The sequence below is a fragment of the Pseudomonas sp. WPR_5_2 genome, from assembly GCF_003634475.1.
GTDB lineage: Bacteria > Pseudomonadota > Gammaproteobacteria > Pseudomonadales > Pseudomonadaceae > Aquipseudomonas > Aquipseudomonas izuensis.
The window spans coordinates 1-14,745 of sequence record NZ_RBLA01000004.1 but is presented as its reverse complement, the minus strand read 5'-3'; the positions used below and the strand labels follow the sequence as shown (position 1 = coordinate 14,745).

Below are 14,745 nucleotides of genomic sequence, written 5' to 3'. Positions count from 1 at the left end.
GACGGGCTCAGCCAACGGCAGCACGTTGTTGGCGGTCGGGAATCTGATGGGGAGCTTGCAGTCGCGCTTCGAGGGTATTGGTGAAAGCTCGGGCTTCGGCTTCGCTGCGGAACGTTACAGCATGTTGGTCCAGGCGGACCTGCCACTGGGATTTTGCCAATTCTTTTATCAGGATCTTCATTACTGACCTCCTCATGTAAAAGATTGTCTCGCAGAGATTTCGATTGTAGTCCTGAATACGATCACCATTGTGACAAGGGTCAACTGTCGGACTGACGGCATAAGATCGCAGTTGTATCCGCCAGCACCAATCCGCTTGCCAGCGATGGCGTCCTTGAACCATCCAAGGGCCCTATCGCCAGCAAGCCGGCTCCTAATGGCTTAAAACCCTTCCAGCACGATCTTGCCCTTGGATTTTCCGCTTTCCAGCAGCGCATGGGCACGGCGCAGATTGCTCGCGTTGATGCTGCCGAAGTGCTCGCCGACCGTGGTCTTCAAGGTGCCGGCATCGATCAGCTGGGCCACGCGATTGAGCAGCTTGTGCTGTTCGATCATGTCCGCGGTTTCAAACAGCGAGCGGGTGTACATGAACTCCCAATGCAGCGACAGGCTCTTGCGCTTGAGCTTGGTCACGTCCAGGGATTTAGGGTCATCGATCAGCGCGAGTTTGCCCTGTGGTGCCAGCGCCTCGACCAATTGATCCAGGTGATGATCGGTCTGGGTCAGGCTGGCGACGTGGGTCACCTGATGGATGCCTGCACGCTTGAGTTCCTCGCTCAGCGGCTGGCTGTGATCGATCACCTGATCGGCGCCGAGCTCTTTCACCCAGCTATGGGTCTGTGGACGCGAAGCGGTGCCGATGACGTTCAGCCCGGTGAGTTGTTTCGCCAGCTGCGTCAGGATCGAGCCGACGCCACCGGCGGCACCGACGATCAGCAGGCGCTGGCCTTCATCAACGCTGCCTTCTCGCACTTGCAGGCGTTCGAAGAGCAATTCCCACGCGGTAATGGCGGTCAACGGCAGAGCGGCGGCTTCGGCGAAACCGAGGGTTTTCGGCATATGGCCTACGATCCGCTCATCCACCACGTGCAGTTCGCTGTTACCGCCGGCGCGGGCGATGGACCCGGCGTAGAACACCTTGTCGCCGGCTTTGAACAGGGTCACGTCACTGCCGACCGCCTTGACGATGCCGGCCACATCCCAACCCAGCACTTTTGCGGTGCCACCTTCGGGCTGGACGTTCTGACGGACCTTGGTGTCCACCGGGTTGACCGAAATGGCCTTGACCTCCACCAGCAAGTCCCGAGGTCCGGCGACCGGTTCCGGCAGTTCGATATCTTGCAGGGATTTTTCGTCGCTGATCGGCAGGGACGCGTAATAGGCAATGGCTTTCATGGGAGCTCCGGACGGTACTGAAAGAAAGAATCGATGGGGCAGATGATTGGCTATTTCTCCAGAGGATAAAACCCGTTAAAAGAGCAGTCTCTTTCAATATTTTTTTGATAATAGGGACTTTGAATGCTGCGTTTCGATGACTTGCAGCTGTTCGTTCGGGCGGCAGACCTGGGCAGTCTGTCGGCGGCCGCACGGGGCATGGACATGTCGGCGGCGGTGGCCAGTGCGGCATTGAAACGCATCGAACAGCACTTGGGCGCCCGTTTGCTCGCCCGTTCGACCCGCAGCCTGCGCCTGACCGCCGAGGGTGAAGGCTTTCTTGAGTATGCCCGGGCGGCTTTGAGCAATCTCGACGAGGGCCGGCGTTTATTGGCCAGCAGCCAGGATCAAGTCAGCGGTGTGTTGCAGTTGTCGGCGCCGTCGGATTTCGGTCGTAACTTATTGCTGCCCTGGCTGGACGAGTTTCAACGCGAGCACCCCAAGCTCACCGTACGTTTGTTGCTGGGTGACCGTATCGCCGATCTGTTCCGCCAACCGGTGGACATTGCCCTGCGCTACGGCGAACCGGAAGACTCCAGCCTCGTGGCTTTGCCCATCGCCCCGCATAACCGGCGTGTGCTCTGTGCGGCGCCAAGCTATCTGGCCCGACACGGCGAGCCACGGCAACTGGAGCAATTGGCTCAACACAATTGCCTGCTGTTCATGCTCGGCAGCCGGGTCCACGATCACTGGAGTTTCCACGACGGTAAACGCGAGGTCGGCCTGACGGTCAGCGGTGATCGTTTCAGCGACGATGCCGATGTCGTGCGGCTATGGGCCGTGGCGGGAGCCGGTATTGCTTACAAGTCCTGGCTTGATGTGGCTGCCGATGTGCTCGCCGGTCGATTGAAAGTGCTGATGCCTGAACTGCTTTGTGAGCGCGCACCGCTGAATCTGTTGTGCGCCCATCGCGCACAATTGAGTAAGCCGGTGAACCTGTTACGGGAAATGCTTGCCAGTCGATGCGCCCGGTTGAGCAGTCATTTTCCGGGGTTCTCGAGAATCGGTCATTAGTCGCAGGAAAAAAGCGAAATTTCCCTCAGGAACTATCACCACCAGCGGTTTGCGGGGGGCAGGAACCGACGGTCAACCCGCCTATACTAGCGATCGCCTCATCTCCGCACCGTCATTCGCAAGCGCGAAGCCACGCTGGATCCAGCCTTGTCCAGTGCTCTATCGCCGGGCCCCGGCGACCTTTGTCCGGTGTTGGCTCACGTTAGCGATGACTTTGTCTGGTGTATGGCGATTTCCACGTCTTGGCCGACGGCGCATGACTGGTCAAGATGTCTCAGAGCAGTAGACGAACGATTCAACAGGGAGTGAATTCATGGAACATGCACCTTGCATCAGCCAGATAGCCACCTTACTGGCTGACCCAAAGCGCAGCGCGATGATGTGGGCCTTGATGGACGGATCGGCGCGCCAGGCCGAAGAGCTGGCTCTGTTGGCCGGTCTGTCGCCATCGTCGGCCAGCGCCCATTTGGGGCGTTTGTCCGCGGGAGGTTTGTTGAATGTCGAAACCCGGGGACGCAAGCGCTTTTTCCGTTTGAGCACCCCCGAAGTCGGGGCCGCGATCGAAGCCCTGGCAAGCGCGACGCTGGCCAGCACGCCCCGGGAAACTCCGGATATCTTCAAACACACCATACCCCTCGCCAAGCCTCAAGCCAGGCGCTCGTCTTTGTTGCGCGCGCGGCTTTGCGACGATCATCTGGGCGGCACCCTGGCCGCCGACCTGTATCAGCGTTTGCTGGAAGCGGGCTGGATCGAACAGTTCGATCAACGGGTCACGATAACGCTCAAGGGGGCCAATGCGTTGGCGGCACGTGGTGTATTCATCCAGGCGTTGGCCCATCGCAATGGCAAGTCCGCGTGCGCGTGTCCCGACTGGAGTGAACGACGCCCGCACATGGGCGGATCACTGGGAGCGGCGTTGTTGCAGTTGTTCATGCAGTCCGGCTGGCTGTGCCTGCCCAACGATTCGCGGGCCTTGCAGGTGACCGTTGCAGGGCAGCGTGAAATTCACCGGTTCGCAAGGGAAACCGAGCTGGAAATGGCGCTCTAGAACCTTTTGATGGCTGGCGTGTTACCTCTGAACCTGTGGGAGCGAGCCTGCTCGCGAAAGCTGCATTGCAGTCAACATCATCAGTGACTGACACAACGCCTTCGCGAGCAGGCTCGCTCCCACATTGGGTTTATGGTGCCCTTGTTTACGGTTTTACCAACCGCGCATCCAGGCTGTTCTGCGCCAGGCGTCGGGCCTGATCCTGGGTCATGCCCAGATGTGTGTGCAGTGCATGGAAGTTTTCGGTCACGTAACCGCCGAAGTACGCCGGGTCATCGGAATTCACCGTCACTTTCACGCCACGTTCGAGCATGTCGAGAATGTTGTGCTGCGACATGTGCTCGAACACGCAGAGTTTGGTGTTGGACAGAGGGCACACGGTGAGCGGGATCTGCTCGTCAATAATGCGCTGCATCAAGCGCTCGTCTTCGATAGCGCGTACGCCATGGTCGATGCGCTGGATTTTCAGCAGGTCGAGGGCTTCCCAGATGTACTCGGGTGGGCCTTCTTCACCGGCGTGGGCGACGGTCAGGAAACCTTCGCCGCGCGCACGATCGAACACCCGCTGGAACTTGCTCGGCGGGTGACCCATTTCGGAGCTGTCGAGGCCGACCGCGACAAACGCATCCCGGAACGGCAGCGCCTGGTCGAGGGTCTTCTGTGCCTGTTCTTCGCTCAAGTGGCGCAGGAAACTCAGGATCAAACCGCTGGTGATGCCCAGTTGCTGCTCACCGTCCTTCAGTGCCGCGGCGATGCCGTTCAGCACCACTTCGAACGGGATGCCACGATCGGTGTGGGTCTGCGGGTCAAAGAACGGTTCGGTGTGAATCACGTTCTGTTCTTTGCAGCGCAACAGGTAAGCCCAGGTCAGGTCGTAGAAATCCTGAGAGGTACGCAGCACGTCGGCGCCCTGGTAATACAGGTCGAGGAACTCTTGCAGGTTATTGAAGGCGTAAGCCTTGCGCAGGGTGTCGACATCGCTCCATGGCAGGGCGATCTTGTTGCGCTCGGCGAGGGCGAACAGCAGCTCGGGTTCCAGCGAACCCTCCAGGTGCAAGTGCAATTCTGCCTTGGGCAGGGCGTTCAGCCAGTCGTACATATTCGTTTCTCATCAGGTGCAGATGACGGGCATTCTACAGGTGCTTGCAGAAACAATTGGCAGAACCTGACCGAAAGGTTCATTGCGCCGGGCGGGATGTATTGACCGGTGCGCTAAGGTGTAACGAAACGTTAGTGCCGTGCCGTAGTCAGTCGCTTATCTGTTTCTCCATGGCAAAAGGTGCGCCATGCTCACGATCCTCAAGCAAGAAACCTTTCTGCTGCTGGCCCTTATCGCCGCCATCGTTGCTTTCCCGCTGGAACACTGGCTGCTGCACAGTGGCCAGGCCGTTGCGTTGATCGCCGGGCTGGTGCTGGTTGCGTTCATCGTCGCCGCCTCGATGCGCGTCGCCCATCAGGCCGAACTGCTGGCGGAAAAGGTCGGTGATCCTTACGGCACGATGATCCTGACCCTGGCCGCAGTGCTGGTGGAAGTGGTGATCCTGGCGATCATGATGAGCAACGAGGCCTCCGCGACCCTGGTACGCGACACGATCTATTCGGCGGTGATGCTCGACATCAACGGCATCCTTGGCCTGGCGGCGTTGATGGGTGGGCTCAAGCATGGCGAACAGTCCTACAACGATGACTCGGCACGCAGCTACAGTGTGATGATCCTCACCGCCATGGGTGTGTCGATGGTGGTGCCCGAGTTCATTCCCGAATCCAACTGGAAGCTTTATTCGGCGTTCACCATTGGTGCGATGGTGGTGCTTTATGCCTTGTTCCTGCGCATGCAGGTCGGGCCACACAGTTACTTTTTCAGCTACAGCTATCCCGACAAGCGCCGCAAGAAAGAACCGCAGGACGTGGAGCCGGCACCGATCAGCCTGACGCTGTCCGTCGGCATTCTGGTGTTCGGCGTGGTGGTGATCGGCGCATTGGCCGAAGTGATGTCCAAGACCCTGGATCTGGGGCTGGAAGGCACGGGTGCACCGCCGGTGATCACGGCGATCCTGGTCGCGGCGATCTCTGCAGCGCCGGAGATTCTGACCGCGTTGCGCGCGGCGCTGGCCAACCGCATGCAATCGGTGGTCAACATCGCCTTGGGTGCATCGCTGTCGACGGTGATTCTGACAGTGCCGGTGATGGAGGCGATGGCGCTCTACACCGGCCAGCCATTCCAGATGGCCATGACCCCGGTGCAGACGGTGATGGTCTTCATCACGTTGATCGTCAGCGCGATCAACCTCAACGATGGCGAAACCAATGCCATCGAAGGGATGACTCACTTTGTACTGTTTGCGACCTTCATCATGTTGTCGTTGCTGGGTCTTTGAAAAACAACGCAACCCCCTGTGGGAGCGAGCCTGCTCGCGAAGGCGTAGTGTCAGTTGTCTTGTATGTTGCCTGACACTCCGTCATCGCGAGCAGGCTCGCTCCCACAGGTTTGATGGGTGTTGTGTCAGGTGCCGGCGATTAGCTGCCGAGCCGCCTGGCTGTGATCGGCAATCAACCCCTTCAGATCCAGCCCTTCGACCTGCCCGTCGATCACCCGCCATTTGCCACCGACCATCACCCGGTCCGCCCGGTCCGCGCCGCACAGCAGCAGGGCCGACACCGGGTCATGGCTGCCGGAAAAACGCAGCTCATCGAGCTTGAACAGTGCCAGGTCAGCCTGCTTGCCCACTGCCAGTTCACCGATGTCGCTGCGACCGAGCAACTGGGCCGAACCCTTGGTAGCCCAGCCCAACACACGTTCCGGGGTGATTTTCTCGGCGCCGTAGCGCAGCCGCTGGATATACAGTGCCTGACGCGCTTCGAGGATCATGTTCGATGCGTCGTTGGAGGCCGATCCGTCAACGCCCAGACCCAACGGCGCCCCGGCGTCGGTCAATTCGATGCTCGGGCAGATGCCGGAAGCCAGGCGCATGTTCGAACTTGGGCAATGGCAGATGCCGGTACCGGCGGCACCGAGGCGGGTAATTTCATCCGGATTGAAGTGGATGCCGTGGGCCAGCCAGGTGCGTGGGCCGAGCCAGCCGACGCTGTCCAGGTAATCCACGGTGCGCAGGCCGAAGCGTTGCAGGCAGAAGTCTTCTTCGTCGAGGGTTTCTGCCAGGTGGGTGTGCAGGCGCACATCGAGTTTGTTCGCCAGCTCGGCACTGGCGGACATGATTTCGGGGGTCACCGAGAACGGTGAGCAGGGCGCCAAGGCGATCTGGATTTGCGCGCCGTCACCGCGTTCGTGGTACTCGGCGATCAGACGCTGACTGTCGTCGAGGATTACCTGGCCTTCCTGCACGGTTTGCTGCGGTGGCAGCCCACCGTCCTTTTCACCGAGACTCATCGAACCGCGAGTCAACATGGCGCGTATGCCCAGTTCGCGAACACTCTCGACTTGCACGTCGATGGCATTTTCCAGACCTTGCGGAAACAGATAATGGTGGTCGGCGGCCGTGGTGCAACCGGACAGCAACAACTCGGCCAGCGCGACCTTGCTGGCCAGGGCGAGTTTTTCCGGGGTAAGTCGCGCCCACACCGGATACAGGGTTTTCAGCCAAGGGAATAACGGCTGGTTGACCACCGGCGCCCAGGCACGGGTGAGGGTTTGATAGAAGTGATGATGGGTGTTGATCAGCCCTGGCAGGATCACATGCTCGCGGGCGTCGAATACATCATTGCATGGTGTGGAGGGCTGCTGGCCGAGGCTCAGCACTTCGACGATCACACCGTCTTGCAGCACCAGACCGCCACGGGCATCGAGACCGTTGGCCGTGAAAATGGCGAGGGGATTTTTTAACCAGGTACGGGTCGCAGGCATGTTGGCCGGCTCCTCTGAAAGTTGGGTTCAGGGTTGCCAGCTCAGTGTTGCCCTGTCTGCTGATCCAGGGTCGCCGGGGAGGCGAGGTGCGAAGTGTCGAACAAAAGTGCGATGCGGGCAAGTCCTGCCCGACCAGACGATTCAACCCCCTGTAGGAACTGGCTTGCCAGCGAAGGTGTGTCAGTCGACATCGACGTAGCTGATACACCATCGCTGGCAAGCCAGCTCCTACAGGGGAATGTGGTTACCAGGGAATGGTTTCACCCCGGTAATTCACAAAATGATGCCCACCCTTGCCGACATACGCATTCACTTGATCGACCAACCCGCGGGTACTGGTGTCCACATCGATATCGGCGCCTTCACCGCCCATGTCGGTTTTCACCCAGCCGGGATGCAGCGACAGCACGGTGAGTTTTTGCTCGCCCGATTGTTCGTTGAGCTGCGTGACGAAGCTGTTGGTCATGGAATTCAGTGCGGCTTTGCTGGCCTTGTACAGTGCCAGTTCCGGTGCGTCGGGCATGGTCACGCTGCCGAGCACCGAACTCATGAACGCCAACACGCCGGTATCCGGGCGAATCTGGCCGACGAACCGCTGGGCCAGGTTGATGGGCGCCACGGCATTGGTGAAAAACAGCTGACCGACTTCGGCCAGCGTCGCGCCACCTGGCGTCTGCACATCCGGCCCTTTGACCCCGGCATTCACGAAGAGCAGATCGAACACTTCGTCCTTGAGTCGCTGGCTCAAGGCGATCACCGCCTGCTGATCGTCCATGTCGAGTTTCTCGATCCGCACCTTGCCCAGGGCCTGCAAGGCATCGGCATTTTGCGGATTGCGCACGGTGGCGGTGACTTGCCAGCCGTCGGCCAGCAGGGTTTTCACCAGCCCGAGGCCCAACCCGCGGGAGGCGCCGATGATGAGTGCGGTTTTTGCCGTAGACATGAGTAGCTTCCTTGATAAATGAGGGGCAGGGAGTCAGTGGACATCATTGGCCGAGTTTATGCTGCAACGTCCAATACGTTGCGTCGAGTCCATTGTTGGCGTTTCGAAACGGGATTGGCACCACTTCAGGGCAAAGCCTCTGGTCAGGCCATGCCGTTGCCCTGCACGAGTTGATCAAAAAACGAGCAGTTTGGCGAGAGCCATGCCCGTCATGGGGCCGCGACAGGAATGAACGGGTTATCCACAGATTGCTCCACAGTATTTGTGTGCAAGCGCAGGGGGCGGGCATAAGCGCGGGGCGGCTATCTTCTAAAGGTGATAAACCATCCTAAGTGTATGTTTTAACGTGAATTTTTGTTTTGTGATGGCATATTGGACGAAAAGTGAACAAAGCCCGCAAAGCCGCATGACAGAAGGGTTACAGCGGAGTGTGCTCAGGTTATCCACAGCCGGGTGCACAGCAGATGTGGGCAACTGTCGGGTGCAATCGAAAGTCGGATCGCCCCAAAAGATTGCAGCTCAACGCTGCAATAGAATGCGCCCGCGGCTCAAATCGGCGAGTTGTCTTTGCAGTGCATCGATCTGCCCGGCACCGACTGCCAACTGCAATTCCACGCCATTGGCGGTAAAGGTTTCCTCGACCACTAGGCCCCCCAGCTCCACGACCCGCAGCTTCACCAACGCAAGCTCGCCAAACGCGCAGGCACAACGTAGCGGTACCCGACTGATCAACTCGATCTTCGGCGCTGCCTGAAGGCATTTGTTGGCGCCGCCGCCATAGGCTCGGGCGAGTCCGCCGGTGCCCAGTTGGATGCCGCCATACCAGCGGATTACCAGCACCGCGACCTGATCGCAATCCTGTGCGTCGATCGCCGCCAGAATCGGCCGGCCAGCGGTGCCGCCCGGCTCGCCGTCATCGGTGCTGCGGTACTGATCACCCAGTTTCCACGCCCAGCAATTGTGCGTGGCATTCAGGTCGCTGTGTTGCTCGATGAATGCCTGGGCTTCAGCGGGGCTGCTGATCGGCGCGGCGTAAGTAATGAAGCGACTTTTTCGAATCTCTTCGCGGTATTCGCAAAAGCCGCTGAGGGTAAAAGGCATAAGTGTCTTAAATGGTTGGCGTCAGGCCGCAGCCCTTGAGAATGATGCGGATCAGGTTGTTGCCGGCATCTTCCATGTCCTGTTTGGTCAACTTGCTGCGTCCGCTGACACGGCAGATCTGCGTGGCGAAGTCGGCGTAATGCTGGGTGCTGCCCCACAGCAGGAAGATCAGGTTGACCGGATCGACCGGGTCCATTTTGCCTGCGTCGATCCACGCTTGAAACACCGCGGCCCGGCCCTGGAACCAGGTGCGGTAGTCCTGGTTGAAATACTCGGTCAGGCATTCGCCACCGCTGATGACCTCCATGGCGAAGATGCGCGAGGCTTGTGGTTGGCGTCGGGAAAACTCCATCTTGGCGCGGATATAGCGGGTCAAGGCTTCGGCGGGATCGTCCTCGGCGGTCAGGGTGTTGAAGGTGCTGTCCCACAACTGGAGGATGTTGCTCAACACCGCCACGTACAAGCCCAGTTTATTGGCGAAGTAGTAATGCAGGTTTGCTTTTGGCAACCCGGCATTCAGGGCGATGGTGTTCATGCTGGTGCCTTTGAACCCGTGACGGGCGAACTCGTCTTCGGCGGCTTTGATGATGGTCTCTTCGTTCTTCTGACGAATGCGGCTGGCAGGCTTGCTGCCGTGAGCTGGGACTTCAAAGGTCATGGGCGCTTCCGAAAAAGTGGATGAGTGCGGCCAGAGCGTTGATAGCGCACCCACAAGCTACAGACAAGTCCCGAGGTGATAATTCCAGGAACACCGCAATCCCTGTAGGAGCCGAGCTTGCTCGCGATGGCTGCGTCACATTCAACATTAATGTTGACTGAACTGACGCCATCGCGAGCAAGCTCAGCTCCTACAAGGACAGTGGCGATCAACGTGTCGCCGCCAGGCTTTCCAGAAAGCTCTCCAGCACCAAATGAGGTCGTCGCCCCTTGCGCGTAACCGAGGCGAGGCTCAAGTCATAGAAGCGCGCTTTGGGTTTCAGCGCACGTAATCGACCCTGTTGCACCCAAAGGCTGGCGTAATGATCCGGCAGATAACCGATGTAGCGCCCGGTCAGGATCAGGAATGCCATGCCTTCGCGGTCCGAGGCACTGGCGGTGCAATTGAGTACCTGGTAGTGGGCCTGAATTTCCGCCGGTAGGCGGAAGGTCGGCGCAATGGCGTCCTGGCTGTTGAGGCGGCCGTCATCCAGTTGCTTGTCATCGACATAAAAAAGGGGGTGGCCAACTGCGCAGTACAGCAGTGAACGTTCACTGTAGAGCGGTTGATATTCCAGACCGGACAGTGCACTTGCCTGCGGAACTACGCCGACGTGCAAGCGACCGTCGAGCACGCCTTGCTCCACTTCGTTGGGCGCGATCATGCGGATCTGGATCTGCACGTCCGGCCCGCGCTCCTTCAATTGTGCCAGGGCATGGGTAATGCGCATGTGGGGCAGGGTGACCAGGTTATCGGTCAGGCCGATGGTCAGTTCGCCCCGCAAGTGCTGGTGCAGACCATTGACCTCGGTGCGGAAGCTTTCCAGCGCACTTAATAACTGCAGCGCCGATTGATAAACCTCTCGGCCTTCTTCAGTCAGTGAAAAGCCGGCGCGGCCACGTTGGCACAGGCGCAGGCCGAGGCGCAGCTCCAGATCGCTCATCTGTTGGCTAATCGCCGACCGACCAATGCCGAGTACGCTTTCGGCTGCGGAAAAACCACCGCATTCGACCACGCTACGAAAGATCCGCAACAGGCGTATGTCGAAGTCGCTGACTTGCGCCAATGGATCTGGGCGGCGGCTGCTCATGTTTCTTACCCAATAGTTTAGTCAGGTGCTGACTGAAGGTTAGAAAAGTTGGATTTCACCGACTTTATCCCCGTGGCAACTTAGCTGCAACAACGGTGTTCAATCGCCGGTTTTACATTCTTATGCCGCTTATTGCCTTGCGAGGTTTTCTCGATGAACTTGCCTGAAAACGCCCCGACTTCTCTGGCCAGCCAGCTCAAGCTCGACGCGCACTGGATGCCCTACACCGCCAACCGCAACTTCCAGCGCGATCCGCGCTTGATCGTGGGTGCCGAAGGCAGCTGGCTGATCGATGACAAGGGCCGTAAGGTCTATGACTCGCTGTCGGGTCTGTGGACCTGCGGCGCCGGGCATACCCGCAAGGAAATTCAAGAAGCGGTGGCCAAGCAGCTGGGTACTCTCGATTACTCGCCAGGTTTCCAGTACGGTCACCCGCTGTCGTTCCAGTTGGCTGAAAAAATCACCGATCTGACCCCGGGCAACCTGAACCACGTGTTCTTCACCGACTCCGGCTCCGAGTGCGCCGATACTGCGGTGAAGATGGTGCGTGCCTACTGGCGCCTCAAAGGCCAGTCGACCAAGACCAAGATGATCGGTCGTGCCCGTGGCTATCACGGTGTGAACATCGCCGGCACCAGCCTCGGCGGCGTCAACGGTAACCGCAAGCTGTTCGGCCAGGCGATGATGGACGTCGATCACCTGCCGCACACGCTGCTGGCGAGCAATGCTTACTCGCGCGGCATGCCAGAGCAGGGCGGTATTGCCCTCGCCGATGAACTGCTGAAGCTGATCGAACTGCACGATGCCTCGAACATTGCCGCCGTGTTTGTCGAGCCATTGGCCGGTTCTGCTGGCGTGCTGGTTCCGCCACAGGGTTACCTCAAGCGTCTGCGCGAGATCTGCGACCAGCACAACATTCTGCTGGTGTTCGACGAAGTGATCACCGGTTTCGGCCGTACCGGCACCATGTTCGGCGCCACCACCTTCGGTGTGACCCCGGACTTGATGTGCATCGCCAAGCAAGTCACCAACGGCGCTATTCCGATGGGCGCGGTGATTGCCAGTTCCGAGATCTATCAGACCTTCATGAACCAGGCCACGCCTGAATACGCCGTGGAATTCCCCCACGGCTACACCTATTCCGCCCACCCGGTGGCGTGCGCCGCGGGCCTTGCAGCACTCGACCTGCTGCAAAAGGAAAACCTGGTGCAGAGCGTGGCCGAAGTCGCACCGCATTTCGAAAATGCGCTGCATGGCCTCAAGGGCACAAAAAACATCATCGACATCCGTAACTTCGGCCTGGCCGGTGCCATCCAGATCGCGCCGCGTGACGGCGACGCTATCGTGCGTCCATTCGAAGCGGGCATGGCGCTGTGGAAAGCGGGGTTCTACGTGCGCTTCGGCGGCGACACCCTGCAGTTCGGCCCAACCTTCAACAGCAAACCGCAGGACCTGGATCGTCTGTTCGACGCGGTCGGCGAAGTGCTGAGCAAGATCGACTGATTTCTCCTTCTATATAACAGCACCCGTTGACGGGTGCCTGTGGACAATTTTTCAGGAGCTTCCATGAGCGTTATTCCGCATTTGATCAATGGTGAGCTGGTCACCGAAACCGGTCGCAGCACCGACGTATTCAACCCGTCCACCGGCCAGGCAATCCACAAGCTGCCACTGGCCAGCCGCGAAACCATTCAACACGCCATCGACGCAGCCAAGGCCGCATTCCCGGCCTGGCGTAACACGCCTGCGGCCAAGCGTGCTCAAGTGATGTTCCGCTTCAAGCAACTGCTGGAGCAGAACGAGGCGCGTATTGCCCAACTGATCAGCGAAGAACACGGCAAGACTCTGGAAGATGCTGCCGGTGAATTGAAGCGCGGTATTGAGAACGTCGAGTTCGCCTGTGCCGCACCGGAAATCCTCAAGGGCGAATACAGCCGTAACGTTGGCCCGAATATCGATGCGTGGTCGGATTTCCAACCGCTGGGTGTGGTGGCGGGTATCACTCCGTTCAACTTCCCGGCGATGGTGCCGCTGTGGATGTACCCACTGGCGATCGTCTGCGGTAACTGCTTCATCCTCAAACCATCCGAGCGTGACCCGAGCTCGACGCTGCTGATCGCGCAATTGCTGCTGGAAGCAGGTCTGCCTAAAGGCGTGCTGAGTGTTGTACACGGTGACAAGGTAGCCGTGGACGCGCTGATCGAAGCGCCGGAAGTCAAAGCGCTGAGCTTCGTGGGTTCGACCCCGATTGCCGAATACATCTATTCCGAAGGTACCAAGCGTGGCAAACGCGTTCAGGCACTGGGCGGGGCGAAGAACCACGCGGTGCTGATGCCGGATGCAGACCTGGACAACGCCGTCAGCGCGCTGATGGGTGCAGCTTACGGTTCTTGCGGCGAGCGTTGCATGGCGATCTCGGTGGCAGTGTGCGTGGGCGATCAGGTGGCGGATGCGCTGGTGGCCAAACTGGTACCGCAAATCCAGGCGCTGAAAATCGGCGCCGGTACTTCTTGCGGTCTGGACATGGGGCCTCTGGTCACGGGCCAAGCCCGCGACAAAGTTAGCGGTTATGTAGAAGACGGCGTAGCTGCCGGCGCGACGCTGGTCGTGGACGGCCGTGGTCTGACCGTGGCCGGTCACGAGCAAGGCTTCTTCCTGGGTGGTTGCCTGTTCGACAACGTCACGCCAGAGATGCGCATCTATAAAGAAGAGATTTTCGGGCCGGTGTTGTGCGTCGTTCGCGTCAACAGCCTGGAAGAGGCGATGCAACTGATCAACGATCACGAGTATGGCAACGGCACCTGTATCTTCACCCGTGACGGGGAAGCGGCGCGGTTGTTCTGCGATGAAATCGAAGTTGGTATGGTTGGCGTCAACGTGCCGTTGCCGGTGCCGGTGGCTTACCACAGCTTTGGCGGCTGGAAGCGCTCGCTGTTTGGCGACCTGCATGCCTATGGTCCGGATGGTGTACGTTTCTACACCCGCCGCAAGGCCATCACGCAGCGCTGGCCGCAGCGTGCGAGCCATGAAGCTTCCCAATTCGCGTTCCCTAGCTTGTAAGTAGAAGGGTGTAGAAGGCCGACCCATTGGGTCGGCCTTTTTGTTTTCGGAGCTTTTTTGACCTGTATGACAGAATTATGAAAATAGGTGTTGACGGCAGATTCTGGAAGCCTATAATTCGCCCCACTTCCGGCGCAGTCGAAACGGAAAACTCCTTGGTAAACAATGAGTTACGCAGTTTCGACAGCAAGTTGCTTCAGGTCATCGAAGCCGAAAGGAAGTTGAAAAAGAGGTGTTGACAGCAGCGAGTAACGCTGTAGAATTCGCCTCCCGCTGACGAGAGATCGGCAGCGCAAGTGGTTGAAGTTGTTAAGGATTCCTTGAAAACTTCTGAAACAAATCACTTGACAGCAAATGAGGCTGCTGTAGAATGCGCGCCTCGGTTGAGATGAAAGATCTTAACCAACCGCTCTTTAACAACTGAATCAAGCAATTCGTGTGGGTGCTTGTGGTATCAGACTGCTAGTCAACAGATTATCAGCATCACAAGTTACTC

At 58.9% G+C, this 14,745-nt stretch carries 13 protein-coding genes; 5 read left to right on the top strand and 8 right to left on the bottom strand.

Going from position 1 to position 14,745, the window contains the following annotated elements; all coding sequences use genetic code 11:
- Positions 1-7 precede the first annotated feature (7 nt).
- Complete coding sequence (locus BJ917_RS32035) at positions 8-181, bottom strand: hypothetical protein (protein WP_172901633.1); 174 nt, start codon at positions 179-181, stop codon at positions 8-10.
- A 200-nt stretch (positions 182-381) separates the two neighbouring features.
- Positions 382-1,395, bottom strand: coding sequence for a zinc-binding alcohol dehydrogenase family protein (locus tag BJ917_RS15730; protein ID WP_121103803.1), 1,014 nt, complete (start codon positions 1,393-1,395; stop codon positions 382-384).
- Between the two features lie 123 nt (positions 1,396-1,518).
- Between BJ917_RS15730 and BJ917_RS15725 the strand changes: the two genes are divergently transcribed.
- Together BJ917_RS15725 and BJ917_RS15720 are read left to right on the top strand one after the other, a co-directional pair.
- Complete coding sequence (locus BJ917_RS15725; protein WP_096513562.1) at positions 1,519-2,448, top strand: LysR family transcriptional regulator; 930 nt, start codon at positions 1,519-1,521, stop codon at positions 2,446-2,448.
- A 313-nt stretch (positions 2,449-2,761) separates the two neighbouring features.
- Positions 2,762-3,496 (top strand): helix-turn-helix transcriptional regulator, encoded by a 735-nt coding sequence (locus BJ917_RS15720; protein ID WP_121103802.1) that lies wholly within the window; start codon positions 2,762-2,764, stop codon positions 3,494-3,496.
- A gap of 145 nt (positions 3,497-3,641) precedes the next feature.
- Here BJ917_RS15720 and BJ917_RS15710 read toward each other — a convergent pair whose 3' ends face one another.
- The gene (locus BJ917_RS15710; RefSeq protein WP_121103801.1) at positions 3,642-4,595 is read right to left on the bottom strand and encodes an adenosine deaminase; all 954 of its coding nucleotides are present in this window, start codon (positions 4,593-4,595) and stop codon (positions 3,642-3,644) included.
- Between the two features lie 187 nt (positions 4,596-4,782).
- On the opposite strand from BJ917_RS15710, the gene BJ917_RS15705 reads away from it, so the two are divergent.
- Complete coding sequence (locus BJ917_RS15705) at positions 4,783-5,874, top strand: calcium:proton antiporter (protein ID WP_096513559.1); 1,092 nt, start codon at positions 4,783-4,785, stop codon at positions 5,872-5,874.
- 125 nt (positions 5,875-5,999) lie between these two features.
- On the opposite strand, the gene BJ917_RS15700 is transcribed toward BJ917_RS15705, so the two are convergent.
- The 5 genes from BJ917_RS15700 to BJ917_RS15680 form a co-directional block, all read right to left on the bottom strand.
- On the bottom strand, positions 6,000-7,358 hold the full coding sequence (locus BJ917_RS15700; RefSeq protein ID WP_121103800.1) for an 8-oxoguanine deaminase: 1,359 nt from the start codon (positions 7,356-7,358) through the stop codon (positions 6,000-6,002).
- 244 nt (positions 7,359-7,602) lie between these two features.
- The gene (locus BJ917_RS15695) at positions 7,603-8,301 is read right to left on the bottom strand and encodes an SDR family oxidoreductase (RefSeq protein WP_096513557.1); all 699 of its coding nucleotides are present in this window, start codon (positions 8,299-8,301) and stop codon (positions 7,603-7,605) included.
- Between the two features lie 519 nt (positions 8,302-8,820).
- Positions 8,821-9,402 (bottom strand): YigZ family protein, encoded by a 582-nt coding sequence (locus tag BJ917_RS15690; protein WP_096513556.1) that lies wholly within the window; start codon positions 9,400-9,402, stop codon positions 8,821-8,823.
- Between the two features lie 7 nt (positions 9,403-9,409).
- Complete coding sequence (locus BJ917_RS15685) at positions 9,410-10,060, bottom strand: TetR/AcrR family transcriptional regulator (RefSeq protein ID WP_096513555.1); 651 nt, start codon at positions 10,058-10,060, stop codon at positions 9,410-9,412.
- 208 nt (positions 10,061-10,268) lie between these two features.
- A complete protein-coding gene (locus tag BJ917_RS15680; RefSeq protein ID WP_121103799.1) occupies positions 10,269-11,189 on the bottom strand; it encodes a LysR family transcriptional regulator in 921 nt (306 codons plus the stop codon).
- Between the two features lie 153 nt (positions 11,190-11,342).
- On the opposite strand from BJ917_RS15680, the gene BJ917_RS15675 reads away from it, so the two are divergent.
- Together BJ917_RS15675 and BJ917_RS15670 are read left to right on the top strand one after the other, a co-directional pair.
- Entirely contained in the window at positions 11,343-12,692 is a 1,350-nt protein-coding gene (locus BJ917_RS15675) for an aspartate aminotransferase family protein (RefSeq protein ID WP_096513553.1), read from the top strand.
- A gap of 63 nt (positions 12,693-12,755) precedes the next feature.
- Positions 12,756-14,249, top strand: coding sequence for a CoA-acylating methylmalonate-semialdehyde dehydrogenase (locus BJ917_RS15670; protein WP_096513552.1), 1,494 nt, complete (start codon positions 12,756-12,758; stop codon positions 14,247-14,249).
- Positions 14,250-14,745: the final 496 nt, after the last annotated feature.

Coding starts and splice junctions, on each gene's coding strand:
- BJ917_RS15690 (WP_096513556.1), bottom strand. CDS start 9,402: ATGCCTTTTACCCTCAGCGGCTTTTGCGAATACCGCGAAGAGATTCGA.
- BJ917_RS15675 (WP_096513553.1), top strand. CDS start 11,343: ATGAACTTGCCTGAAAACGCCCCGACTTCTCTGGCCAGCCAGCTCAAG.
- BJ917_RS15685 (WP_096513555.1), bottom strand. CDS start 10,060: ATGACCTTTGAAGTCCCAGCTCACGGCAGCAAGCCTGCCAGCCGCATT.
- BJ917_RS15700 (WP_121103800.1), bottom strand. CDS start 7,358: ATGCCTGCGACCCGTACCTGGTTAAAAAATCCCCTCGCCATTTTCACG.
- BJ917_RS15705 (WP_096513559.1), top strand. CDS start 4,783: ATGCTCACGATCCTCAAGCAAGAAACCTTTCTGCTGCTGGCCCTTATC.
- BJ917_RS15680 (WP_121103799.1), bottom strand. CDS start 11,189: ATGAGCAGCCGCCGCCCAGATCCATTGGCGCAAGTCAGCGACTTCGAC.
- BJ917_RS15730 (WP_121103803.1), bottom strand. CDS start 1,395: ATGAAAGCCATTGCCTATTACGCGTCCCTGCCGATCAGCGACGAAAAA.
- BJ917_RS15695 (WP_096513557.1), bottom strand. CDS start 8,301: ATGTCTACGGCAAAAACCGCACTCATCATCGGCGCCTCCCGCGGGTTG.
- BJ917_RS32035 (WP_172901633.1), bottom strand. CDS start 181: ATGAAGATCCTGATAAAAGAATTGGCAAAATCCCAGTGGCAGGTCCGC.
- BJ917_RS15670 (WP_096513552.1), top strand. CDS start 12,756: ATGAGCGTTATTCCGCATTTGATCAATGGTGAGCTGGTCACCGAAACC.
- BJ917_RS15725 (WP_096513562.1), top strand. CDS start 1,519: ATGCTGCGTTTCGATGACTTGCAGCTGTTCGTTCGGGCGGCAGACCTG.
- BJ917_RS15720 (WP_121103802.1), top strand. CDS start 2,762: ATGGAACATGCACCTTGCATCAGCCAGATAGCCACCTTACTGGCTGAC.
- BJ917_RS15710 (WP_121103801.1), bottom strand. CDS start 4,595: ATGTACGACTGGCTGAACGCCCTGCCCAAGGCAGAATTGCACTTGCAC.